A 24,505-nucleotide genomic window follows, 5' to 3' on the forward strand; every position below is an offset into this window, starting at 1 on the left:
GGCAGGGTTTAATCGGCTTCCGAATTGCCGGCGCTTTCTTCATCTTCATCGGGATCGGTAAAGTACTCAAGGCTTTCAAGTTTGTTTACCATGTCTATTCCTTCCTTTATACTCTTATCGAATATAAAGGTGAGTTCGGGACACTGCCTTACGTGAAGCTTTTTTGCAAGGCTGGTTCTTATAAAGCCTGAAGCATTTTCCAAGCCTCTTACTCCCTGCTTTGTCTTATGTTCATCTAAAAAGCTTGAAACATATACCTTTGCATAGGCAAGATCTCCTGAAACAATTACCCTGTTTATTGAAAGAAGAGAAGAAACTCTCGGGTCCTTTATTTTGCCCGAGCAAATAAGGGCCGAAATTTCTTCCCTTATCTGCTCGCCCAATCTTGCAAGCCTAAACTCACTCATTGGCTTCGGTTCCTTCTTCTTTGATTTCGGGAGCCTTGTATTTTTCGCTGTCGCTCAATTTTCGGGCAACCTGAATCATTTCGATAATTTCTAACTGGTCATCGACCTGTATATCGTTAAAGTCTTCGATACCGATACCGCATTCAAAGCCTGCTGCAACTTCTTTTGCATCGTCTTTGAATCTCTTTAATGAAGATAATTTTCCTGAGTGAACGACTATGCCTTCACGGATAACGTGTACTGCACAGTTTCTCTTTACGACGCCTTCAAGAACATAACAGCCGGCAATTTTTCCGATTTTGGGAACCTTAAAGGTATTTCTGACTTCAACCATACCGATGACTTGTTCCTTAATATCGGGGGAAAGCATTCCTTCCATGGCAAGCTGAATTTCTTCAACAGCCTTGTAGATAACCGTGTATTTTCGTATATCGACCTTCTCCTGATCGGCCAAGAGTTTGGCTTGAGGAGTGGGGCGTACGTTAAAACCTATGATTAAGGCGTTCGAGTCTGCGGCTGCAAGCATAACATCGGAATCGTTGATAGCACCTGCCGAAGCATGTATTACGTTAAGCCTTATTTCGGGTGTGGAAAGTTTTTCCAAAGACTGCTTTAAGGCTTCTACGGAACCTTGAACGTCTCCCTTTATGATAACTTTAAGCTCCAATATTTCTCCGTCATGAATGGTTTCATAGAGGTTATCGAGGGTAACCTTCTTAACATTCCGTGAATCTTCAAATCTTTTGAGCTCCTGCCTTTTGTCCGAAATCTGGCGTGCTATGCGCTCGGAATCCGTAACTTGGAATGGATCACCCGCATTCGGCATGCCTTCAAGACCTAGGATTTCGACGGGCATACTCGGAGTAGCTTCATCGATTTTTTCGCCCCTGTCATTGAAGATGGCTCTCACGCGGCCGGAATAAATACCTGCAACATAGGGGTCTCCGGTTCTCAAGGTTCCGCGCTGAACGATAATGGTTGCAACAACGCCTCTTCCGTGGTCAATACGGGATTCTATAACTTTTCCTTCAGCATTGCATGTATAATTGGCCTTTAGCTCAAGTACTTCAGCTTGAAGAAGGATTGTATCCAAGAGGTTGTCCAGTCCCAATTTTTTTAGAGCCGAGATTTCGACAAACATGGTGTCTCCGCCCCATTCTTCAGGCATGAGGCCTAATTCCGAAAGGCGGGTCTTTACCTTGTCAACATTTGCTTCGGGCTTATCGACCTTGTTTACTGCAACTATTATGGGAACCTTGGCATCCCGTGCATGGTTGATAGCTTCAATGGTTTGAGGCATAACGCCGTCATCGGCTGCAACTACCAAAACAACGATGTCCGTAATTTCGGCTCCTCGTGCACGCATCATGGTAAAGGCTTCGTGTCCGGGAGTATCGAGGAAGGTAATTTTTCCTCCGTGTGTGTTTACCGTATAAGCACCTATGTGCTGGGTAATTCCTCCGAATTCTCCCGCTATAACATTAGAGCTTCTTATGGCATCAAGGGTTTTGGTCTTACCATGGTCAACATGTCCCATTATGGTTACAACGGGAGGCCTCGGTTGCAGTTCGGATAAATTGTCTTCTTTGCTTTCGATAACCGTTTCATCGTATAGGCTTACAATTTTGACATCGCATTCATATTCGGAAGCGAGGATGGTAGCCGTATCGGCATCGATGGACTGGTTCATCGTAACCATCATTCCCATTCCCATGAGTTTACCGATAAGCTCCGAGGCTTTTAGGTTCATCTTCTTGGCCAGTTCGGAAACCGAAATGGATTCCATTATCTCGATCTGTTTAGGAATATTATGAATTTTTTCCTTTTGCTTTTTCTTTTGATTTAAGAGGCGCTCTTCAAAAAATTCGTCTTCCTTATTTTTCTTGTTGTATATTTCTTTTTTTGCCTTGTGGGCTTTTTTATTTGTTTGAGCCTTATTTTTTTCGACAGGAATCGGTGCCGGAGCGGCTCCCGGTCTGGGACCGCCGAAACCGGGTCTGTTTTGAGGTCTGTCGCCTGGCCTGCCTTGAGGTCTGCCCTGTTGTCCGCCTTGTCCTGTCCTAAAGCCCTGCTTTTTTCCGTCGGAATAAGCTCGTGCTTGGGCTCCGGAAAAATTGCTTTCGCGCCGGCGTCCTTGTCCTCCGGTTTGACCTTGTCCTTGGGCTCCGGGTCTTTGCGGACGGTTTCCCTGACCGCGGTTATTTCTTCGGCCCGAGTCCGCCAAGTTACCTGCCTTTACATTGGGCCTCTTACTTGCAAAGTCTATTGAATCTATTGAAGAAGGAGCCTGCTTTTTCCTTTCAGTCTGTTTTTCTTCTTTTTTTGCAGAATCGAATTTTGCCGAATCGAAGCCCCGCTTTTCATTTTGTGCGGAAGACGTATCGCTCTTTTTATCTTCAAAGCGAGGTGCCGTCTTCTTTGTTTCTTCAAGCCTTTCATCCGGCTTTTTTTCTTTTACGGAGGCTTCTGCAGGTTTTGAGCTTTGAGACGAAGCTTTTTTAACGGAAATAACCTGTTTCCCGGATGTTCTTCCGCCGGAAGATTCTTCCGAAGATGATTCAGGCTTCTTGGATTTTCCTGCCGAAGTTTTTGAAACCTTTACAACGACTTTCCTTTTAGAGTCAGTTTTGCCGGATTCAGGTTTAGAATCTGCAGCTTTACTGCTTTTTTTGTTGAGAATTACATCAGGCTTATTTGTGTTTTCTATATCCATATTACTCCTACTCTTCGTCCTCATATTCAAAAGCAAGATCTACTCCGCAATTGGGGCATTTTGTCATATCTGTTGTTATTTTATGACCGCATTCAGGGCATTCAAATTCTTCAACTTCACCCTCATCATCCGAAACAGGCTCGCTTTCTTCATTGCTTTCATCTCCATCGTCTTCTACAACTTCAACGGCATTAGCTATAATGTCAAGAAGAGTATCAGCCATCTCTATAGTAAGACCTTCCAATGCCCTGATTTCATCATCTTCCATGTTAATCAAGTCTTGTATATCTTCAATTTCGTTATTACGTAATACTGCCAGAATGTCTTCGGTAATTCCCGGAAGTTCGGCAACATTGGAAATTTCCTCATATTCTTCATCTTCATTACTTGTTTCATCAGTGAATAAGTTTTCGACAGCCTTTCTGGCGTCTGTGTAAATATCCATTTGTTTAAACTGTTCTTCGGTTTTTACATCTATATTCCAGTCTACAAGGCGGTTTGCAAGGCGTACGTTTAAACCGTGTTTTCCTATAGCCAGCGATAATTGAGAGTCCGAAACGATTGCAAGGGCCTTTCTTTTTTCTGCATCCAATATCATAACATCCATGACTTCTGCAGGAGAAAGGGCGCTCTTTATATAGGCCTTAGGATCGTCGGAGTAGGGCAGAATATCTATCTTTTCATCATCCAACTCTGCGATAACTGCTTGAATTCTTGCTCCTTTTGCTCCGACACAGGCTCCTACAGGATCTATATCATCTCTGTCAGTTGAAACCGCTATCTTTGTTCTATAACCGGGTTCCCGCACAATGTTATGAATCTTTACTATTCCGCTTTCAATTTCCGGCACTTCCACTTCCAGTATCTGCCTTACAAATTCCGCATCGGTTCTTGAAAGGATCAGCTGTACTACGTTTGATTGGCGGTGTTTTTTTACTTCCCGTACAAGGGCCTTTATTCTTGATTCTTCTCCGGCTGCCGCATTTCTTCCGAAGTGATCTCCCGGACACTGATATTTTTTAGGTAATAAGCCCTCAACCTTTCCTAAGTCGACATAGATGTTTCCGTTTCGTTCCCGATGGTAGTAACCGATTATGATTTCTCCTACCTTTGTACTGTATTCTGCATAAAGAGTATCTTTTTGCATTTCTCTGATACATTGGATTGCTCTTTGCATTCCGACCTTGACAGAATTAATACCTAAGCTTTTCGGATCGACTTCAACTAGAAGTTCATCACCTGTCTCGCAAGATGGGGCCAATTTTTTTGCTTCTTCTAAACTTATATCAAAAACCGGATTTTTTGCATTTTCCGTTATTATTTTCTTTGAGTATATTTTTCCTGTTTCTTCATTGAATACGGCATTTGCATCCGTTCCGAATTGTTTTTTATAAGAGGCTTTTAAAGCCTGCTCTACAATGTGTAAAACAAAATCGTCATCAATTCCTTTTTCTTGTGCAAATTCCCGAATTGCCTCAATTATTCCTTCAGACATTTCATTAAATCTCCTTAACAAAGCTAAAATTATTCTTAAAGATTACATCTGGCTTTTTTTATATCCTGATACGGAATTTGAATGTCTTGATTATCAGAATTTAAAACAAGGCCTTCGGAATTTACTTCTTTTATAATTCCGTGCCGCCAATCAGTAATGCTGTTATCCCAAATTTGGGCTTCTTCTCCCACGAAGGCATAAAACTCAACCGCCCGCTTTACAAGCCGATTGATGCCCGGAGAGCTTACTTCCATAGTTACATCTTGCGAGCCTATGAGGGCTTCAATACGGGGCTGAAGAGTCCTGTGTACGGAGGTACAGTCTTTGATGCCGACCCCTTTTTCCGATTTTATTACCGCCTTAACCTGCCAAACATCTTTTTTGTGAAGGACATTCAGATCGACCAGCTTAAAGCCGAGCCCTTCGACAAGAGGTTCACATTCGGTAAAGTACGGAATATCTTTTTTTTGAATAAATTCCACTTCAACCTCCTCTCAAGATACCTTTTGCATACAAAAAAGGAGCCGCTTGAACGACTCCGAATACACAAGGATAATATATGTTCTAACAGTTATAGTACCATAAAATTGAAATATATTCAATACATATATCATAGAAAAATATTAAGTTTTTTTGTTTTTGGATTGAAAATATTAAAAAAAAGCTCTTTTTATGCCTTGATACTATTGACAGTTATGCAAAATAGCTTTATAAGGTAATCTATTATTACTATTTTTGGGAGGTCGGCCTAATGGAAAGAAAGGATTACATTAGCGATTCTGAGTGGAAACACTTTATGAGTTTTTCAGAAAATCTGGAAACGCCCTGTGTTGTTATCAACCTAAAAACAATCAAGAAAAATTATCAAAAGTTAAGAGAAAATTTTCCCTATGCGGATATTTTTTATGCGATTAAGGCAAACCCGCATGAAGAGATTATCACAATGTTAAATGAAATGGGCTCATGCTTTGACATAGCTTCACGCTATGAACTTGACAAGGTTCTAAAATTAGGTGTAAGCCCTGAAAGACTCAGCTATGGAAACACCATAAAAAAGGCAAAGGATATTGCTTATTTTTATGAAAAAGGCGTTAGAATGTTCGCTACAGACAGTAAGGACGACCTTAAAAATATAGCTCAATTTGCTCCCGGTTCAAGAGTTTATGTAAGAATTCTGGTTGAAAATACTACCAGTGCCGACTGGCCTCTATCAAGAAAATTCGGCTGCCACCCCGATATGGCCTATGACCTTTGCATTCAGGCCAGAGATTCGGGACTCATTCCTTACGGTATTTCTTTCCACGTAGGAAGCCAGCAGAGGGATATCGGTCAGTGGAACGATGCAATTGCAAAGACAAAGTACCTGATGGACTCTTTGGAAGAAGAAGAAGAAATTAAGCTCGAAATGGTCAACATGGGCGGAGGTTTCCCCGCTTCTTATGTTACACCTGCAAACGACCTAAGCGAGTATGCTTCCGAAATTAGCCGCTACTTGGAAGATGATTTCGGTGAAGAGCGTCCGCGCATTATTTTGGAACCGGGCCGCTCCCTTGTAGGCGACAGCGGTATCTTGGTAACCGAGGTTGTTATGATTTCGCGCAAAAACAACACAGCCCTCTTTAGATGGGTATATCTTGATACGGGTCTTTTTAACGGTCTTATCGAAACCCTAAACGAATCCTTAAAATACCCGATTATTACCGATAAGGATGAAGGCTGCAAAAAATGGGGAGAAGTTGTTTTGGCCGGTCCTACATGCGACAGTATGGATATTATGTATGAAGATTATAAATACAATCTTCCTACCAATCTTAAGCCCGGAGATAGGGTATACTTCCTTACAACCGGTGCCTATACATCCAGTTATGCTTCTGTAGAATTTAACGGCTTCCCGCCGATTAAAACCTACATAATGAAGTAAACATTATTGAAAAGAGTCCGGCTATGTTAAAGACCTTTTGTAGATTTGCTGCTTTGGTTATTTTTAGTTTTTTTGTTTTTTCGTGTTCCGCAAAGGAAGAAAAAATAGGGGCTGAAAATAAGGAAGAACAATCTGAGGTCGCCTCTCAGGCCGGACTTAATTCCGAAAAAAAAGATAATGGGCTTCAATCGGGGCAGGATAAGACAAAAACGGCTGATGCCCAATATCAAAAAGCCTTAAATGAGGCTTCCGTTATTTTTGAATTTGAGGCTGTAAATAAAAAAATCAATTTAAGCCTTAAAGCCGATAAAAATATCAAAATTGAAGGTGCCGTTCCTTCGGAAATTCCTGCCGACGGTTCCGTAAACGAAATATTTATAGCAAAAAATTCTCTTGCCCTTTTGGGAGATGTAAAAGAGCTTACAATTCATAATGCCGAAATTTTAAGCGGAGTTAAAATAATTAAAGCGCCCGCTTTGAAGTCCTTGGATATCTCTTTTTCGGGCTTAAAGAATATCGAATTTTTAGATTGTAAGGCTCTTGAAAATCTGATTCTTGAAGGGAACAAGAAAATGAATAAGCCTGATTTTTCTTCGTTAAAAGGCTTAAACAAGCTCAATTTGGCCAAAACAACAATCCAGGAGATGGATTTTTCTGTTTTTCCGCGGCTTGAATGCCTTGATATAAGTTCGATAAGCCTAGAAGATCTTGATCTTACAAAAAACATTGAGCTTAAAGAGCTGGATTGTGAAAATTCCGGTTTAAATACTCTTGATTTAACTAAAAATATAAAATTACAACGGCTTAATTGCAGGGCTAACAAACTTACCGACTTGGCGCTTTTTCAAAACAAGGAGCTCAAGTTTTTGGATTGCGGAAAGAATAATCTTGATAAACTTTTAATAGCTCTTAACACAAAACTTCAAAAACTTTATTGTGACTCCAATGAAATAAAGGATTTGGATCTTTCTTCGTTAAAGGAACTTGAAGAGCTTTATTGTTACCGCAACAAGATAGAGAATCTTGTTGTAGGTTCAAATCGTAAGTTAAAAAATCTTTTTTGCTTTGAAAATAAGATTGATGAAAAATCAATGAAGCAGCTCTTTGATTCTTTGATAGCGGGTGACGGATATGATGTTAAAACCCTTGTGGTTTATGCCGAAAAAAATCCCAATCTAACATACAAGTCGGATAAATACTTTGACCATAATTTTGTGCCTACCGAAGAAATGCTTAATTCTTCCTCCTTTAAATTCTGGAAAGTTTATTTTACTCTTTACGGTCTTGAAGATATGGGCAGTATAATCGACTCCCTTGTTCAAAAAACGGGAGAAGCTTTTTAGTCTATTGACTGAATCTTTTTCTTTTTGTAAAATGAATCATGAAAATTTGGATAAAATATCTTATAGGTTCTGTTCTAGGTATTATAATTGCGGCTATTTCTTCTTCCGATAGTGCATTCCTTAATGCGGCTGTTGATTTTGCCGCTAATATTGCCATTCAATTCGGCCGTTATTCCTTATATCCCGTTTTATTTTTTGGGTTTACAGTAAGTATATCTAAATTACGTGAAAGCCGTTCCTTATTAAAACTTTCGATATATATTGCCGTTTTTATTATTCTTTCATCCCTTTTGGCAGCCCTTTTAGGTTTGATTTCTATCTCTATCAGCTCTCCGCCGAGAATTCCTATCTTTGTTGAAGAGACAAGTTCTGTCGAGAATTTGGGTGTTATGGAGTCCTTTTTACGGCTCTTCCCTTCAAGTGCATTTGAAGCCTTTATGGATGGTCTTTATATCCTTCCGCTTTGTATATTTGCCGGCTTTGCAGGAGCAGCTTGTGCTGTCGATAAAAATATTTCGAAGCCTGCTTTAACCCTCTTTGATTCCTTATCAAGAGTTTCTTATGCCGTTATGGCCTTTTTCGTAGACATGTTTTCAATAGGGCTTATCGCAGTATCCGTAAATTGGTTTATCAAGTTCCAAGCCATGCTTTCAACCAAATTTTTTACCGGCTTGGTTGTGCTCTTATTGGTAGATTTTTTTATAATAGCCTTAATCATATACCCTATAATCTTAAAAATAATATGCAGAGATATAAATCCTTACAAGGTGCTATATGCTTCAATCGCTCCTGTTTGTGCAGCCTTCTTTTCGGGCGATACAAATTTAACCTTGCCTGTCTTATTGCGCCATTCAAACGAGAGTTTGGGTGTCAGAAGGAGAATTTCTTCGGTATCCTTGCCTGTTTTTTCGGTTTTCGGCAGGGCAGGAAGCGCGATGGTTGTTACCATAAGCTTTATTGTAATTTTAAACTCTTATTCCAGTCTGGGTATAAGTTTTGAGGATAGATTTTGGCTTGTCGGTATTTCTACCCTTTTTTCGTTCTTTTTAGGCCGTTTCCCCATAACGGGAACTTATGTTTCCCTTGTTGCCGTTTGTGCTATATACGGACGGGGCTTTGAATCGGGCTTTTTAATTTTGCGGCCGGCAGCCTTTTTTATAGGCTCGGTAGCTGCCGCCATTGATGCTTTAACCGCAATGGTTGGAACATATATAATCGGTCACTTGTCTAAGATGACTAATACACGCACTTTAAGGTTCTTTATATAAGAGCTTTTCTTTATGTAAGAGCTTTGATTGAATATTGTTAAAAAAAGGAAGAGAAAAATGAACTGTATTTTTTTGGGCCCGCCGGGCGCAGGAAAGGGAACCCTTGCTTTTGAGGTTTCAAAATCGTATAAGATTCCGCATATTTCGACCGGAGATCTTTTTAGAGCTGCAATCAAGGAGCAAACCGACTTGGGGAAAAAAGTTAAGGCTGTCATTGATTCCGGGGCATTGGTAAGCGATGACCTCACAATCGCCCTTGTAAAGGAAAGGTTGGAAAAGGATGACACCAAAAAAGGTTTTATCCTCGACGGCTTTCCCCGTACAATCGCTCAGGCCGATGCCCTAGAGAACATCGTAAAAATAGATTCCGTTGTCAACTTCGATATAAGCGATGATGAGGTTATCAAACGCCTTTCAGGAAGGAGGGTTTGCTCCTCATGCGGTCAAAGTTTTCATATCGAATTCGTAAAACCGAAAAAAGAAGGTATTTGCGATTCATGTTCCGGAGATCTGATGATCCGTCCCGATGATAAAATTGAAGCAATCCAAAAACGCCTTGAAACTTACAGAAACCAAACAGCTCCGTTAATCGACTATTATACAAAAAAAGATCTGATAGTAAATATAGATGCCCGCCCGGCATCGGAGAAGGTATTGGCTTCTTTTAAAGTAAAATTTCCGCATTAGAGGGGGAGAGGACAACTTGTTCAGACGCAAGTTTCCCTCTCCCCCTCTAACCCCCTCACCCTTCAACGGCTGCTTAGGGGTGCTGCCCCTAAGAACCTCTCTGAAACAATAAAATATAAAAAAACTAGGCTGTGAATACCTTTCTTGCCGAAAGGCAGGATGGACAGCCTAGTTTTTGTAGAGGTAAAACCGTAATTCGTTTCCCTTGAGAGCTTAGATATGCTCAAAGCGTGCCGTAAAGAAGCGGAGCTGTTTAGGTTCGTAAACGAACTTTAATCCTTTTATAACTTCCTTGTGTTTGTACAATTTAATAACGGCATCTGCTACAATGTCCATGTGTTTATATGTATAAACACGGCGCGGAATGGTTAAGCGGACTGTTTCAAGTTTCGGTACGTGGTTTTCCCTTGTCTTAGGATCTCGTCCTGCAGAAACGATACCTCGTTCCATACTTCTAACTCCCGATTCTATATAAAGCTCTGCGGCTAGGGCCTGTGCAGGGAATTCGGTTTGCTTAAGATGAGGGCAGAAGCGTCTTGCATCGAGGAATACTGCGTGTCCTCCTACGGGTTCGATAATAGGAACTCCGGCTTCCAAGAGTTTGTCGCCTAAATAGCGGACCTGCTTGATTCGGTGTTCGATATATTCAAACTGGAGAGCTTCTTTTAGCCCGATAGCCATAGCTTCCATATCGCGTCCTGCCATACCGCCGTATGAAGGCATACCTTCAAATACAACAACAAATTCTTTTGCAGCTTGGAAAAGCTCCTCATCGTTCATACAGAGGAATCCTCCGATATTGACGATACAGTCTTTTTTACCGCTCATGGTACATCCGTCTGCATAGCTGAACATTTCTCTTACGATTTCTTTGATAGACTTGTCGGCATAACCGGCTTCTTGTTCTTTGATAAAGTAGGCGTTTTCTACACAGCGGGTTGCATCATAGAATACCTTGATGCCGTGCTTCTTTGTAAGCTCACGGACGGCCTTCATGTTCTTCATAGAAACGGGCTGACCGCCTGCAAGGTTTACCGTAACCGCCAAACAAACGTATGCAATATTTTCGGCTCCCTTTTCTTTTATAAGCTTTTCAAGCTTGTTCAAGTCGATGTCGCCTTTAAAAGGAACTCTTTTGCCTGCATCATGGGCATCATCGTTTATGATATCCACGAAGATACCGCCGTTTGCTTCCTGATGGTATCTGGTAGTGGTAAAATACATGTTTCCGGGTACATATTGACCCGGTTTAATGGCTATCCTTGAAAGAAGGTTTTCGGCACCACGGCCTTGATGGGTCGGTACAAGATGCTTAAAGCCGAAAATATCTTGAACCGTTTCTTCCAAGTGATGAAAGTTGCGGCTTCCGGCATAGGCTTCATCTCCTATCATCATTCCGGCCCATTGTTTGTCGCTCATTGCGTTTGTTCCGGAGTCGGTAAGAAGGTCGATATAAACATCTTCCGAGTTAATAAGGAAGGTGTTATAACCGGCTTCTTTGGCAACCTTTGCTCTTTGATCCTTATCGATCATCTTAACAGTTTCTACAACCTTAATTCTAAAAGGTTCCGCAGGATAATTTTTAATATCCATAAAAGTCCTCCATCTGTTATTTATACAGAAAATGATATGAGGGAAAATTCCCTCCTCACTATAACATAAAGATAAGGTATTGTCTAGTTAGTATAAGATGTGATATAAATATTATATGAAGTTAAAAAAATACCGGATTATCTTTAGTTTTGTATTTCTTTTTAGTCTTTATAACGAAAGCGGAGCGGAAGAAAACTCCTTTTCCACAATATTGGAAGAGGCTAAAAAATATTTTTCGGATATCGGCTGGACAGTATCCGAAACAATCTCAGCGTCTCCTATGGCCGAACCCTTTACCTTAGATGAGATAAAAACGGAAAATTTGAGCTCCTATGGAGACACCGATTTACGGGAAAGTTTGTTTCCTTCTTTGGACGGGCTGGGAGTATTGGACTATACCGGTATTGAAAAATCCGTGTTAAATTTTTTGAATAAATTAAGTTTACAATTTAAAGAAAATAAGGTGGATATCAGCCTTTGTTCAAAAGCAAAACCTTTTTTACCTTATCTTATAAATTACAGGCTGGATTCTTTTAAGCCCATAGTTTCTGTCTTTTACGGCAGACCTGAAAATAAGGCGGATCAAAAAGTAAAGGCCCTGTTTAAATGCAATATCAGGGGAGACGATAAAATATTTTATATTATTATTGAGGTCAACATTATTTTTATTGAGGGAAAATGGTACTTGGACTCTTTTGACGTTATCGGAGACAAAAATGAACAAAGCTCTCAATAGAATCGAATATGAATATATTGTCGATACCTTTATCAGAGAAAAGCCTTCTTTAAGCCTTTTATGCAAAAATACCTTTGTAAAAATAGATTCTTCTTCTTATAAACTTATAGATGATTATATTTTCTTTAAATCGGATGGGGTGGAAGTAAACGATGATATAAAGGTTTTTTTTAATCATAAAAAACGCCCTCTTTATTTTTTTAGCCGGGTCGAACAAAAAGAGGGGATTACCGTTTTTCAGCTTTCCGATAAATTTTATAAACATGATGATGAGCTTAAAAACTGTCAAATTTCATTGTGGAATTCCGGAGGTTTTAAACTAAAAGCCGGCATTTCGAGCGATTTTCCTCTCAGCTTTCCCTATCCTCCGGCTGTAGACGATGAAGATAGTGAAGTTTTTTTTGGCCTTTGCTCCAAGATTTCCGGTTTAATGAAGCTAGATGCGGATAAAATCCCTGAAGCTTTTTTTTACCGCCTTTACGATATAGTAATAAAACATAGGGCTCCGGATTTTAGCCCCTGCCTCTTATATATTGATGCGGAATTTATGCTTATTTTTTGTATCGAGGAAAAGGCTAAAGAAATTGCGGCTCAAATTTCGGCCCAAATGGAAGTAGGCTTCGGCCGCCGAAAAGTTAAATGCTCGTCAATATTTTCTTTTTTTCTTCCCAATCTTAATATAAACTCTACAGGGGAAAGCTGCGGAGCTCTTTGCCTTACAATAAAAAACATCCACGAAGAAGATAAACGTTTTTTACACGAAAAAGCTCACGCGAGAAAATACGGATATCCGAATAATTGAGTCTTAATCTAATCTTACAGCGAAATACCGTGTTTTTTTTGAGGATATTTTTTTAACATCGCAACGCCGTTTTTCTTCTTGTTAAAAATAAAACCTCCGTCCCAATATTCGAGGGCCGCAAATAGGGCATTTCCTCCGTCATATTCATCGCTTCGGGCTGTTCTAAAAGAAACATAGGCTCCAAGGTTTGCAAAGTCCTGCTTATGCAGACACTCCAAGCGTTTTCTATTGAATTCGTTCCACTTGTCGATTTCTTTAAAGCCTTCTCCTTCATCCTCAACTATTAAATGTGCGTGGGTAGAGCTGAATTCGTACCATACCTTGACTTTTTTGGACGGATTACATCTGTTTCCGTGTTTTACCGCATTTTTAATAATTTCGCTGATTTGCTGTTCCAAGAGGTTGATTCCCTTTATTTCTAAGGGGGCTGATTGTACTATCAAGAGTGTAAAATATCTGATTTGCCTGAAATCAGAAGGAAATTCTTTATATAACATCCCTGTTTTATCGAATAAGGGGCTTTTTTCATCGACTTTAAGTTCTTTTATAGCTGTCATATTTCTGTCCTCCGCTTTAGCTTTCCATTTTTTGTAATGCTTCTTCCAAGCTGTTTGTTATGGGAAAGTAGCCCATCAGCTTTGTCAGCTCTATAACTTTTTTCACGGAACCGTGAATATTGGTTATAAACAACCGCAGATTCATCTTTTTTACGGTAGAGCAGATATAAATCAATGCTCCTATTCCTGAAGAATCTATGTAGTCCACATCTTCAAGATTTATAATCATACATTTTATTTGACGTTCGATCATCTTCATAACAAGTTCTTTTAGTCTGTATGAATTGTATAGGTCCATTTCGCCGCTTACGTCAATAATGTAAACCTCTTTGTTTTTTCGGATTTTTAGTTCCATAACAATCTCCTTAACAACCTCTTTATTACCTAGCCTTAATAATCAGCAAAGTGCGATCATCATGAGTCTGGGCTTTTCCTATAAACGAAGTCATGTCGTTTTTTATTTTGTTTACTATATCCTTTGAATGCTCGGAATGATTATCGGCCATTAGTTGTGCGAGTCTGGTAGTTCCATACTGCTCGCCTGCGGCATTAAGCGTTTCGATAATACCGTCCGTATAAAGTGCTGCTACATCACCTTTTTTCAAAGGAACCTTTATACTTTTATATGTTGAACGGACATCTATTCCTATGGGGTCCGTTTTTTGCTGGAATAATTCGATTTTATTTTTTTCATTGTTCCATATCATCATTGCCTGATGACCCGCTCCTATGAATTCTATTGTATTTGTTTTCTGTTCATAGGATAAAAGAGAAATACTTGCAAAGTGGTCTATATCTATTTTTCCGGTAATACCCTTATTGAGCCAGTCCAAAATGGATTCCGTGTTTTGATCGGTGTTTGTTATAAGGTAGAGGATGGCCCGAATCATAATCATAATAATTGCAGATTGAATACTTTTACCTGCAACATCTGCAAGGACGATAAAGACTCTTTTTTGTTGAACGATTACGTCATAATAGTCACTGCAGATACCTCTTTCCTGTAAAAAGTATTCTCCTATTTCAAGGCCGGGAATCTTTTTTAAGTTTTTGGGCAAAAGAATCCTTTGAATTTTCGCAACCGTATCGGTTATATTTTCAATTTCGGCATGTTCGGAAGCCTCGGATATACTTAGAGTAAGGTTAATCATTTCTGCCGTAAAATCCGATAAGTATTCTCCTATCTTGACTTCATTTTCAGAAAAAGGAAGCTTATCCGGATTACGGGATACAGCCGCCACTCCAACTACAACAGTGCTGACCATTAGGGGGAAGAATATTAGGCTTCCGTGCTGTAAAAATTTTTCGTTTCCATTGTTAGGAAGTAATGGGTTGTCTTTACAATTTTTAATAAATAGGGTTTTGCCTTTGGAGGCAACTTCCGTAAATATCGATTCACCCATCTCAAAACGCGCATATTTAAAATTGGATAATACATAATCTTCTTTGCGCACAAGGTCATCGGGTAATTTATAAGGCGGAGGAAAGGTGCCTATCAAGGCCTTTACAGCCAAGACCTCTTCAAAACTTTGTACTGCAAGGACTACAGCCCCGTCAGCAGATAACTCCGTTAAAAAAGACTCTGCGATGTATGGAAACATTTCGGATGAGATATCTTTTTTTCCTGAGATTAATCCGTTTGTCTTTTGGAGTAAAAGGCGGGTTGTGTTTATAAGTTTACGTGCCCGTAAAGATTCTTCAGAGGGGAGATTTTGTAATTTTTTAATATAATCTGCATTTGCCTTGTCTCTTTTTAGTTTTTCTACTTGATCTTTCAGGTATATCTTTTCGGATAAGGTTATATAGATAGTAAAAACAACGAGGACAACCGATAATCCTATATTTAAAATCATATAGCTTTTAAAAAATACCGAGGCTGCAGCACTTATGCTTATTATAAACGCAGAGGCTAAGGTCGAATATGTCAACAAAACAAAGGGCCTTGATACCTCTCTAGCTTTCTTTTTGTTTATAGCCGTAATTCTTATGAGAAATAATAATAATAAAATAGTCAATACCGAAAGAGTAATCAATGCATAAAAGTCAAGAGAATCAATTTCTTTCATTGTAGTAATTCTATCATCTAAAGGGAATATCGTCAAGATTTATTTTGAAAATAATGGTAACAATTTGTAAATTTTAGTGTAACTCCAAAATATGTCTGCTGTATGCGTTAATTATTTCGGTTTCTCCATGCCTTGTGCTGCGGGATTGTTGCGGGTCATATATGTGGACTTGTCCGTGTATAAGATATTTAGGTTTAAAAAAATTTATAAATTTGGTAAAACACTCAAAAGCTTCTTGTTTGTTTTCTTCTTTTTCACCTTCAATCAATGGAGGACAGTGAGTTACTAAGATATCCAAATAGCGCCCGTATCTCAGCTTATTTAAAAACAATGCCGGAATCATTTTTGAAAGCTTCCGCTTCATTTGTTTTTCTGTAAACTGATTTTTACCGTCATTGTGTTTTTTAGCACCTGAAACGCCGGCTATTATAATGTTTTCATGCTTAAGGCTTTTAAACCCTATATAGGTTCCCTGATTGCTTTTCTTTGTATTTCCCTTTTTAAATATATTTACCTCTCCATCCTTTGTTTTTTCAGCCATTTCGGGATGATAGTGAGTAAGAGCTTTTAAGTGGTGGCTTCCGAAAACAAAATAAAGCGGTTTATTTAAGGAGGTTTGTACAAAGTCAAGGTAGTCTATCGGGAGGTCTCCCGCCGATATTATAAAATCTACATCTCCATATTTTTCTTTTATGTCTTTACTGTAAATCACAGGGTCTATCTGATCCGAAATACATAGAATTTTTTTCATTATCCGTTTCCTAAAATGTAAATTTTACTTTTTCAACTATTCTTTCAAGCTTTTGTCTGTCAATAAGGTTAAAGGGTCTGTTTTCTGCAAACTTTATCGCATCAGGCGAAAAAGCACCCGAGGTTATAATGTGAGAGGTTACAACGGCTTGTTTTTTCATCTCTTCATGTACGGATCGTAAAAAGGATTCCGTTATCGTGTGCCCATCCCTCGAAAAGATTAAAAGTTGGGGCTTTTTTCTTGTATTAAGCCATTGTTCCGAGCCTTTTTCGACTGCAAGTATTGTACAACCCATCTTTGTCTCTTTTAAGGCTTGAACCGGATAGTCAAAGTACTGCTCGGTAATATCCCTGCACATTTTGAAAAAATCTTCCTTGATGAGGGTTAAATATTCTTTCATATGGTCGTTGGTACGAAGGTCTGAATATTCGGCAAGTTTTTGAGCCGTGTTCCTGAATTTAGGATTGACTGCACTTATGGCTTCCCATTGCTCTATTGCCTTATCGATGTCTCTTTGTTTTTCGTAGCAATCGGCTAAAAGATATCTCGAATAAAGAACTTCCGGGGCTGACGGCTGCTTTGAAGATTTTATCGCCCTAGTGAATTCGAATTCGGCCTTTTCAAGGCTGTTTGTTTCCAAATAGCAGCATCCTCTTTCAAAAAAGCATTTTGTTCTTATCTCCTGCTTTCTTGCCGCTTTTTCGAGGGCTGAAAGAGCTTGTGCATAGTTTTTTTTGCTTTTTAAGATTCTTCCGTGATAATAAAGGGTTTCACTGTTATCCGGTGCTAATTTTAAGGCTGTGGCTATAGCCTTTTCGGCCTCAGGTATCTGATTTGCTTTAAAAAGTAAAAGACCTAATGAAGCATAGGCTTCTGCAAAGCGTGAATCAACTTCTATAGCTTTTTGAAAATAAGCTATTGCCTGATCCGACATGTTTTTATTTTCATAAATTTGTCCGGCCTGAAAATAGGGCTTGGGGTTTTTCGGATCTCTTTTATTTAAAAGCATAAATTCCTTTAAAGCTTCGTCCGGCTGCTGGAATTTTAAATATAAATCTGCTATAATAGCTCTGAATTCGATTTCGGTTGCCGGATTGTTAAATACTGCTGTCTTGTTTAGAGTTTTAAACTCGATAAAGGCAAGGTCAACTTTTTTGTCTGCAAGGTAGGCCTTGCCCAAGAGATATCGGGCTTCCGAATCTCTGGGATTTTTTGAGAGTATTGATTTTGCATCCTTGATTGCGGCTCCGTATTTTCCGGATTTTAAGTTCTTTTCAATTCTTGCTATTTTTTTTGGAAAAAGAACCGACTTTAACAAAAAAATAATGAGAAAAATGAGAATTGCACTTATCGCTGCAATCAAAATAATCGTTAATGAAGACATACCTATATGGTATAGCTTTTGGGGGGGAATGTCAAATATGAAAACGCATTTTTATCGATTAAAATTTAAAAAAAGCATTTTTTTTGCTGTTTTTTTATCTTTTTTTTCATTGCTTTTTGCCGTAGATTATTTTGAAGAGGGTAAAAAACTTTTGTATGCCGATAAGCCTCAAGAGGCTGTTTCGGCTCTTTTTAAGGCTAGTCAGGAAGCCGGAACCCCTAAATCGGTTTATCTTTATCTTGGCGTTGCTTATTTTAGGATGGGAAAGTACAGCGAGGCCTTAACCTATCTTTCTCAAGGTAAGGATAATGATATCCTCAATGGGCATTTGTATTACTACAATATAGGTAATGTATATTTTTTACAAAATCAGTTTGAAGCCTCCGAGTTGGCTTATAATGAGGCTATTTCTTCAAACGGTCTCTATGCTCCGGCTTTTTTAAACAGGGCTAATACGCGTATCAAACTGGAAAAACTTGAGGGTGCTTTACAAGATTATAAAATTTATTTAAACTTAAAACCTGATGCGCTTCAAAGATCTTCAATAGAAAAAATGATATCGCTTTTGGAAGGCCTTGCCGAAGAAGCGGAAAGAGCGAAGGCCTTGGCTGAAGCCAAAAAGGCAGCCGAAGAGGCCGAGCGTTTGGCTGCTGAGGCGAGGTATAAAAAACTTATGGAAGATGTGAACGCCAACCTTTCTTCGGTTGACAATGCAGATGCCGTATCGGCAGGAGCTGACGATACAATAGATTATTCGGAGGAAAACGAACTTGACTGATTTTCAAAAATTCTTAATAGGTATTTTAGCGGGTATTTTTATAGCCGTTTTAGTTGTTGTAGGCATCTTATTTTTTACAAAGAGCAAGACCTCTGATTCCGCTGGTGCCGATACGCAGATACTTGCTAAAATTGAGGCTGAAAAAGAAGAACTTGCCCGTCTTCAAGAAAAAATAGCTAAAAAAGAAGCTGAGCTTGAACAGGCCAAAAAAGAAGCCGAAAAAGAGAGAGAGCTTTTAGAGGCGGAAAGTATTAAGAAAGCCGAAGAAATTAACAAAAATCTTGCCGCTGCTTCCGAAAAGGAAAAAAAGGCTGCCGAAGAAGAAAAAAAAAGAAAGACTGAAGAGGCTTTAAAAAGGGCGGAAGAGGCAAGAAAGCGGCAAGAAGAATTGATTAAGCAGCAACAGGCCTTAAAAGAAGCTGAAGCAAAGAAAAAAGCATCGATAGACGAAGCAAAAAAAATCGCTGCTGCCAAGGCTGAAGAAGACCGCAAGGCAAAGGCCGAACAGGAGCGTAAAGCCAAAGAAGAAGCAGAGCGTCAGGCTAAGGCCGAACAGGAGCGTAAGGCAAAATTAGCAGCCGAACAAAAGGCAAAAGATGAAGCTGCAAAAAAGACATCCGATGCAGAAATAGAAAAAAAGCGGCTCGAAGAAGAAGCCAAAAAGAAGGCTGCTTTAGATGCGCAAAAAGTTCAAGAAGCTGAAAGACTTGCAAAGCAAAATGCCGATGCAAAGACCGGAGCTCAAATGGAAGAGGTGGACCGCCTGGTTTCAGAAGGTGTAAATTTCTTAAAAAACGGAAATCTAAATTCTGCTCTTAGTACCTTCTCGAAGGCTTCATCTAAAATGCCCGATTCTGAAGCTTCATTTACTGCAAAAAAATATTTGGATATGGCTTCTGCTTTAAACGACTATGCTTCGGCTCGTGAAGGAACCGGAGATGCAGAGAAAGCTCTTTCGGATGCCGATTCATACATAAAAAAATCCGTAAATGCCGACGGGCAAAATGCAAGGGCTCATTATGTTTATTCTCAGATTGCAGACGCACAAAAACAGCCTCAGGTTGCCTTTGTAGAGTTGGAAAAGGCTCAAAGTTTGGATCCCGATAATTATTTATACAATTATGAACTCGGTAAAAAATATTACGCAAGAGGTCATTATCAAAAAGCAAAGACTTCCTTTGAAAGAAGCGTAAAATCCAATCCCAAATTCGATAATGCTTTTTTTAATTTGGGAATGTCTTGCAGAAAATTAGGTTTGGAAAATGAAGCTTTTTCCGCTTTTTCTTCAGCCGTAAAGATAAAGCCCGACTACGTAAAAGCCTTTTTGGAAATGGCCCGTATACGCAAAGCTCAACGGAAATTTGATCAAGCTATAGAAAACTATAAGAAGGCTGTTTCGTATGAACCGACCAATCTTCCGGCCTTACGGGAAATGGCCCAAGTTTATGCGGATTTGGGACAAAATAATTTAGCCGAGCGTCACTTTAAGGAGTCTATCACTCTGGGAGAGGATGATGCCATAACCTATTATAACTTGGCAACGGTACAGGTTGATTTAGAAAAATACGGCGAAGCCCTGTCTAATGCCGAAAAAGCTTATAGGCTCAAGCCTTCTGATGCAAGAGTTTTATATACATACGGTTTAACTTTAGAAAAAAACGGAAGAAAATCTGAAGCCTATGATTATTACACACAGGCTGCGTCGACAAATAAAAACTATGCTAAGCCTAGAATAAATCTGGGCCGTATGTATTTGGATGAGGGAAAATTCGGTGAAGCCGAAGAAAACCTTTTGGCAGCCTATAGGCTTGAACCCAATAATTTTGAAGTAAACACAAATTTGGGCAAGTTATACGGCTTAAAAGGAGACTACACAAAGTCGGTTAATCATTACTCCAATGCAGTAAAAAATCAGCCTCGTAATATTACGGCAAAGCAGAATTTGGCTGCGGCCTATATTTCTGCTGATCTAAAAGAAAATGCCGTAAGTGTTTATGAACAGATTATAAAGATCGATACTAAAAACTGGGATGCTTATTATGAACTTGGTAAACTTTACATAAGCCTGAATAAAAAGGCCGATGCAAAGCTTATTTTGGAAGGCGTATTGAATAAAAATCCTAATTATTCAAAAGCCGCGGAAATTCGATCGATACTTTCATCCCTTTAATTAACCTATAGAATTTTTCATAAAGTTATATTAGAATTAAAGATGTGGTTGATCGTATGTAGTATAGGGAGAGAATATTTATGGCTGCAAGTGAAAAAAAAAGAATTTTGGACCTTCCATTAAAGCTTATTTTGACTCAGGAAGGTTCTACATTCTTTATAAAAAGAAATAAAAAACTACTTAAATTTAAGCTTGCCGGAAATATCGAAGAATACGGCATTTCTCTCGAAAAATTTATTCCCGAAACCATTCAACGCCTTCTTTTGGCGGATTATATCTCAAAGATTGAAATATCGAAACCCGAATTCGTTTCTTCGCGGCAGGAGGTTATGGATCTTTCAAAGCTTATAGTATATTCGGTTTTGTATAAGCAATATGACGATTTTATTTTTAAGCAAATCTTAAACTCTCCCGTTATAAAAAAATGGAACAGGCAAAACCCTGCAAGTATAATTGACGAAAAAACCCGCATAAACGAAAAGTATTTGGCAAATGTATTGCAGCAAAACGAAGAAATGATTTATGAAGCAAAACAGGAAATTGTTAAACCTCTTTTTTCTTTTATAACAAAGAATAATGCTCTATCTCCCGAAGAAAAAAATATTCAGCTTTTTTTGGCCGAAAAATTTCTAAACATGATGCGTCCGTTTACTTGGTTTATCATAACCAAATTTAGGATGCACAAAGACTTTGACCTGATTCTAAAAACAATACGGACTTCCCTTACCGAATACATGGATAAAACGAAGATAGCCGAGTACATAGCCTTGATGCTTATGGAGTTGATTCTAAGTGCGGAAAACATGAATTTGCGTAAAGAAGCCTTAATTCTTTTTCCTGAATTGGATGACCCTCAAGAAGCTCTCTTTGATCCCGAAATACGCCGCCGTCTTGTTGCCGAACTTGAAAAAAAACAAGAGCTGGTATTTGTTTCTTGGAAACTTGGAAGCGGAGGTGTTGCCTCGATAGGTACGCAGGGCAAGCTTCAGGTTACCCTTTACAGTAAAAATGAACAGTCGGATGCCGTCAGAGCAAACTTAAATGACTTAAAGATGGCAGATGTCGACAAAAATTCTTTGATTGACTTTTATCGAGCCCTTCCTGAAGGTTCAGAAGATTTAAATTTGGGAATGTATTATATTTCTTATTTAAATGACGCTTGCGAAAAGGTTAATGTCCGCTTTGAATCGAGTGCAAACCGCTTTGAGGATACGGATCTTACCGTAATGAATATGTCCTTTATGTTTTAACATAAAGAAGATTCGGATGGTTCAATGAACAGAAGCAAAAAAAAAGAATGGCTAAAAAAAACTTTGTTTTTTTTAATTGGTACTTTTTTGCTTTCATGTTCTTTTGATAAGCCCGAGATACCCGAACTTTCCGTAAAAATTTTAAAGATAGAAACTGATGCCGGAACAATTGAAGAAAGGCTTTCCGTATTTTTAATGTACAGGGATGAAAACGGACGGAATGATTATTCTTCCATACAGCTGGTACATTTGGAGTCGGGACTTACATGGGTTTTGAACAGGGAAAATACTTCCTTTTTTTCTTCTTCCCGGCTTAGAGCTTCGAATTCCGAGAAAACTCTATGGGCCGGTTCCAATAAGATAGCGTCGCCGTTCGGACAAATTCCTATAGGAGAATATTCCGTTGTGCTGGAAGATTTGTCGGGAAATAGAGTTATAAAAAAAATTACCTTAAAAGAGCCTGAAATGCTTTTATCTATTCCTTTTGTATTCCGGATTCAGGACGGTCGATGGCGGATTGAAGCTTCCGAGAATTCTACATTTAAAACGTTTTTTCTTATTCTTTCAGGAGCCGATAAGCAGCCGCTTTTTGTTCAAGGTTTGCCAGAAAGTTCTAAACTCGAAGACTCTATTGCTTCCCTGCTCGAAAAATATCCCGACTCCCGTTATATTCAATGTATGGCCCAAAATGCCCAAGGCGATACAGCCTATTTGACAAAGTACCATAGTTTGTATTAGTATCAAAGGATGAATAATACTGAAATTACTCAAAATACCGATGTACAGCCTCATTTTCGATCTATAAAAACTTTTGTTCTAAGGACGGGGCGGATGACCGAGGGCCAAAAAAGAAGTTACGAAGCTTTTTATCAAAAGTGGTGTATTCCATATTCTGAAAGCCCAATCGGCTTTCAAACTCTTTTTCAAAACGATAATCCCGTAATCATAGAAATTGGGTTCGGCATGGGAACTGCAACTGCCCAAATTGCCGAGGATAATCCCGATAAAAACTATCTTGGCATAGAAGTTTTTAAGGCCGGTGTGGGAAAACTTTTAGGCGAAATAGAAGAAAAAAAATTGAATAATTTACGGATTATCGAACATGATGCAATTGAAGTTTTAGAAAATATGATAAATGATGAAAGCGTTGACGGCTTTCATATTTTTTTTCCTGACCCGTGGCAAAAAAAACGGAATCACAAAAGACGGCTTGTAAGAAGGCCTCGAACCGATTTGCTTTCAAAAAAATTAAAAGATGGCGGCTATATTTACATGGTCACGGATTGGGAAAATTATGCAGAGGATGCCTTTGAGCAGTTGAGCGAAACTCCTAATCTAAAATCCAAATACGAAAAATTCGCTCCAAGCCAAAGCTGGCGTCCCACAACAAAGTTTGAAAAAAAGGGCTTAAAAAAAGAGCACGTGATAAATGAGCTTATGTTCGAAAAAGATTAAGCCGTTTTGAAACTTGGAGGTATGATATGGGGGCAAATTCTTTTGGGCGTTTTTTTACCTTGACAACTTTTGGAGAAAGCAGGAGCGCAGGGGTAGGGGCTGTAATTGACGGATGCCCTGCCGGTATTCCCCTTTGTGCCGATGATATTCAAAAAGAGCTTAACCGCAGAAAACCCGGCTCCTCAGGTCCTTTTTCTACAAAACGGAATGAAGATGACATTTGCGAAATTCTATCCGGTGTTTTTGAAGGCAGGACCCTGGGAACCCCTATTGCCGTTCTTGTTAGAAACAAAGAAACTTCCTCCAAGGATTATGAAAACTTAAAAAATGTTTACCGTCCGGGGCATGCCGATTATGCTTATGATGTAAAATATGGGCATAGGGATTACAGAGGCGGAGGCCGCTCTTCCGGACGGGAGACGATAGGCAGGCTTATAGGCGGAGCTGTTGCAAAAAAAATGCTTGAGACCTTTGCCCTAAAAGAAGATAAAAAACCCATTGAGATAAGGGTAAGAGCCGAAGAAATTGCAGGACTTAAAACAGGTCTTCCTCTTAAAGAAGATGACGCTCTGCCTGAGCCTATTTTTGAAAAACTGTCATCTCTAGCTTCTAATGGAGATTCGGCCGGCTGTATTTTATCCTGTTCTGTTTTAAATGTTCCCGAAGGGCTAGGCTCTCCTGTTTTCGGCAAACTTGATGCGGTTTTGTCCCAAGCCTTAATGTCGATTGGTGCCGTTAAAGGCATAGAAATCGGGGGCGGCTTTTACTCGGCTTCTATTACAGGCAGCGAGAATAATGACATTTCAAAAAATTATTCTGGCGGTATTTTGGGCGGTATTTCCTGTAATATGGACTATCCCTTAAATTTAAACCATGAGAATGGAAGAAAAGATGAGAACACTTGTCAAATAGATTTTAGAATTGCCGTAAAGCCCGTTCCTTCAATAAAAATGAAACAAGCCTCCTTTAACAAAAGAGGGGAGAAATGTATGCTTTCTGTCGGAGGAAATCACGACATCTGCCTTTTCCCTCGCATAGTCCCGGTTGTGGAAGCAATGTGTTATTTGGTTCTTGCAGATGCTTTTCTGGTCTCAAAAATAGAAAGATTTTAGCGTCTTTAAAAATTAGA

The 24,505-nt window shown here is 39.1% G+C and carries 22 protein-coding genes; 12 read left to right on the top strand and 10 right to left on the bottom strand.

The window, feature by feature from the left end; genetic code table 11:
- Positions 1-8: 8 nt before the first annotated feature.
- From rbfA to rimP, 4 genes are read right to left on the bottom strand one after another with little or no spacing between them, the layout of a single operon-like run.
- Positions 9-407: a 30S ribosome-binding factor RbfA gene (gene rbfA / locus HGJ18_RS02405; RefSeq protein WP_253697507.1), complete on the bottom strand. Its 399-nt coding sequence runs from the start codon at positions 405-407 to the stop codon at positions 9-11.
- The gene (gene infB, locus HGJ18_RS02410) at positions 400-3,120 is read right to left on the bottom strand and encodes a translation initiation factor IF-2 (RefSeq protein WP_253697508.1); all 2,721 of its coding nucleotides are present in this window, start codon (positions 3,118-3,120) and stop codon (positions 400-402) included. The genes rbfA and infB overlap by 8 nt, the downstream gene beginning before the upstream one ends.
- 7 nt (positions 3,121-3,127) lie before the next feature.
- Positions 3,128-4,615 carry a transcription termination factor NusA gene (gene nusA / locus HGJ18_RS02415; protein ID WP_253697509.1) on the bottom strand — a complete coding sequence of 496 codons (1,488 nt, stop codon included), beginning with the start codon at positions 4,613-4,615 and terminating at the stop codon, positions 3,128-3,130.
- 35 nt (positions 4,616-4,650) lie between these two features.
- On the bottom strand, positions 4,651-5,097 hold the full coding sequence (rimP, locus tag HGJ18_RS02420; RefSeq protein WP_002689590.1) for a ribosome maturation factor RimP: 447 nt from the start codon (positions 5,095-5,097) through the stop codon (positions 4,651-4,653).
- 269 nt (positions 5,098-5,366) lie between these two features.
- Here rimP and HGJ18_RS02425 point away from each other — a divergent pair, with 269 nt between their 5' ends.
- Genes HGJ18_RS02425 through HGJ18_RS02440 form a run of 4 tightly spaced genes read left to right on the top strand, consistent with a single transcriptional unit; the run spans position 5,367 to position 9,834 of the window.
- Positions 5,367-6,536 (top strand): type III PLP-dependent enzyme, encoded by a 1,170-nt coding sequence (locus HGJ18_RS02425; protein WP_253697510.1) that lies wholly within the window; start codon positions 5,367-5,369, stop codon positions 6,534-6,536.
- A 23-nt stretch (positions 6,537-6,559) separates the two neighbouring features.
- Complete coding sequence (locus HGJ18_RS02430; RefSeq protein ID WP_253697511.1) at positions 6,560-7,879, top strand: leucine-rich repeat domain-containing protein; 1,320 nt, start codon at positions 6,560-6,562, stop codon at positions 7,877-7,879.
- A gap of 38 nt (positions 7,880-7,917) precedes the next feature.
- A complete protein-coding gene (locus HGJ18_RS02435) occupies positions 7,918-9,147 on the top strand; it encodes a dicarboxylate/amino acid:cation symporter (protein ID WP_253697512.1) in 1,230 nt (409 codons plus the stop codon).
- Between the two features lie 57 nt (positions 9,148-9,204).
- Positions 9,205-9,834, top strand: coding sequence for an adenylate kinase (locus HGJ18_RS02440; protein ID WP_253697513.1), 630 nt, complete (start codon positions 9,205-9,207; stop codon positions 9,832-9,834).
- A gap of 213 nt (positions 9,835-10,047) precedes the next feature.
- Here HGJ18_RS02440 and HGJ18_RS02445 read toward each other — a convergent pair whose 3' ends face one another.
- Positions 10,048-11,427: a tyrosine phenol-lyase gene (locus HGJ18_RS02445; RefSeq protein WP_253697514.1), complete on the bottom strand. Its 1,380-nt coding sequence runs from the start codon at positions 11,425-11,427 to the stop codon at positions 10,048-10,050.
- Positions 11,428-11,542: 115 nt separating this feature from the next.
- Here HGJ18_RS02445 and HGJ18_RS02450 point away from each other — a divergent pair, with 115 nt between their 5' ends.
- Both HGJ18_RS02450 and HGJ18_RS02455 read left to right on the top strand, forming a co-directional pair.
- On the top strand, positions 11,543-12,163 hold the full coding sequence (locus HGJ18_RS02450) for a hypothetical protein (protein ID WP_253697515.1): 621 nt from the start codon (positions 11,543-11,545) through the stop codon (positions 12,161-12,163).
- On the top strand, positions 12,144-12,965 hold the full coding sequence (locus HGJ18_RS02455; RefSeq protein WP_253697516.1) for a hypothetical protein: 822 nt from the start codon (positions 12,144-12,146) through the stop codon (positions 12,963-12,965). The genes HGJ18_RS02450 and HGJ18_RS02455 overlap by 20 nt, the downstream gene beginning before the upstream one ends.
- Before the next feature lie 14 nt (positions 12,966-12,979).
- Here the strand turns inward: HGJ18_RS02455 and HGJ18_RS02460 are convergent, their stop codons facing one another.
- The 5 genes from HGJ18_RS02460 to HGJ18_RS02480 all read right to left on the bottom strand — a co-directional run bounded on the left by HGJ18_RS02460 (position 12,980) and on the right by HGJ18_RS02480 (position 17,723).
- The gene (locus tag HGJ18_RS02460) at positions 12,980-13,522 is read right to left on the bottom strand and encodes an ATP-binding protein (RefSeq protein ID WP_002670683.1); all 543 of its coding nucleotides are present in this window, start codon (positions 13,520-13,522) and stop codon (positions 12,980-12,982) included.
- A 16-nt stretch (positions 13,523-13,538) separates the two neighbouring features.
- Positions 13,539-13,877: an anti-sigma factor antagonist gene (locus HGJ18_RS02465; RefSeq protein ID WP_010696721.1), complete on the bottom strand. Its 339-nt coding sequence runs from the start codon at positions 13,875-13,877 to the stop codon at positions 13,539-13,541.
- A 25-nt stretch (positions 13,878-13,902) separates the two neighbouring features.
- A complete protein-coding gene (locus tag HGJ18_RS02470; protein WP_253697517.1) occupies positions 13,903-15,588 on the bottom strand; it encodes a GAF domain-containing SpoIIE family protein phosphatase in 1,686 nt (561 codons plus the stop codon).
- Between the two features lie 73 nt (positions 15,589-15,661).
- Positions 15,662-16,339, bottom strand: a complete 678-nt coding sequence (locus HGJ18_RS02475) for a metallophosphoesterase (protein ID WP_253697518.1) — start codon at positions 16,337-16,339, stop codon at positions 15,662-15,664.
- A 10-nt stretch (positions 16,340-16,349) separates the two neighbouring features.
- Positions 16,350-17,723 carry a tetratricopeptide repeat protein gene (locus HGJ18_RS02480; protein WP_253697519.1) on the bottom strand — a complete coding sequence of 458 codons (1,374 nt, stop codon included), beginning with the start codon at positions 17,721-17,723 and terminating at the stop codon, positions 16,350-16,352.
- 37 nt (positions 17,724-17,760) lie between these two features.
- Here HGJ18_RS02480 and HGJ18_RS02485 point away from each other — a divergent pair, with 37 nt between their 5' ends.
- From HGJ18_RS02485 to aroC, 6 genes are all read left to right on the top strand, one after another.
- Positions 17,761-18,501: a tetratricopeptide repeat protein gene (locus HGJ18_RS02485; RefSeq protein WP_253697520.1), complete on the top strand. Its 741-nt coding sequence runs from the start codon at positions 17,761-17,763 to the stop codon at positions 18,499-18,501.
- Positions 18,494-20,671 (top strand): tetratricopeptide repeat protein, encoded by a 2,178-nt coding sequence (locus HGJ18_RS02490; protein WP_253697521.1) that lies wholly within the window; start codon positions 18,494-18,496, stop codon positions 20,669-20,671. The genes HGJ18_RS02485 and HGJ18_RS02490 overlap by 8 nt, the downstream gene beginning before the upstream one ends.
- Positions 20,672-20,751: 80 nt before the next feature.
- The gene (locus tag HGJ18_RS02495; protein ID WP_253697522.1) at positions 20,752-21,921 is read left to right on the top strand and encodes a DUF8084 family protein; all 1,170 of its coding nucleotides are present in this window, start codon (positions 20,752-20,754) and stop codon (positions 21,919-21,921) included.
- A gap of 24 nt (positions 21,922-21,945) precedes the next feature.
- Complete coding sequence (locus tag HGJ18_RS02500; protein ID WP_253697523.1) at positions 21,946-22,659, top strand: hypothetical protein; 714 nt, start codon at positions 21,946-21,948, stop codon at positions 22,657-22,659.
- Positions 22,660-22,668: 9 nt separating this feature from the next.
- Positions 22,669-23,376 (top strand): tRNA (guanosine(46)-N7)-methyltransferase TrmB, encoded by a 708-nt coding sequence (gene trmB / locus HGJ18_RS02505; protein ID WP_253697524.1) that lies wholly within the window; start codon positions 22,669-22,671, stop codon positions 23,374-23,376.
- A gap of 26 nt (positions 23,377-23,402) precedes the next feature.
- Positions 23,403-24,488 carry a chorismate synthase gene (aroC, locus tag HGJ18_RS02510; RefSeq protein ID WP_253697525.1) on the top strand — a complete coding sequence of 362 codons (1,086 nt, stop codon included), beginning with the start codon at positions 23,403-23,405 and terminating at the stop codon, positions 24,486-24,488.
- Positions 24,489-24,505 lie beyond the last annotated feature (17 nt).

This window comes from Treponema denticola, from assembly GCF_024181405.1.
In the GTDB taxonomy this organism is placed as follows: Bacteria; Spirochaetota; Spirochaetia; order Treponematales; family Treponemataceae; genus Treponema_B; species Treponema_B denticola_D.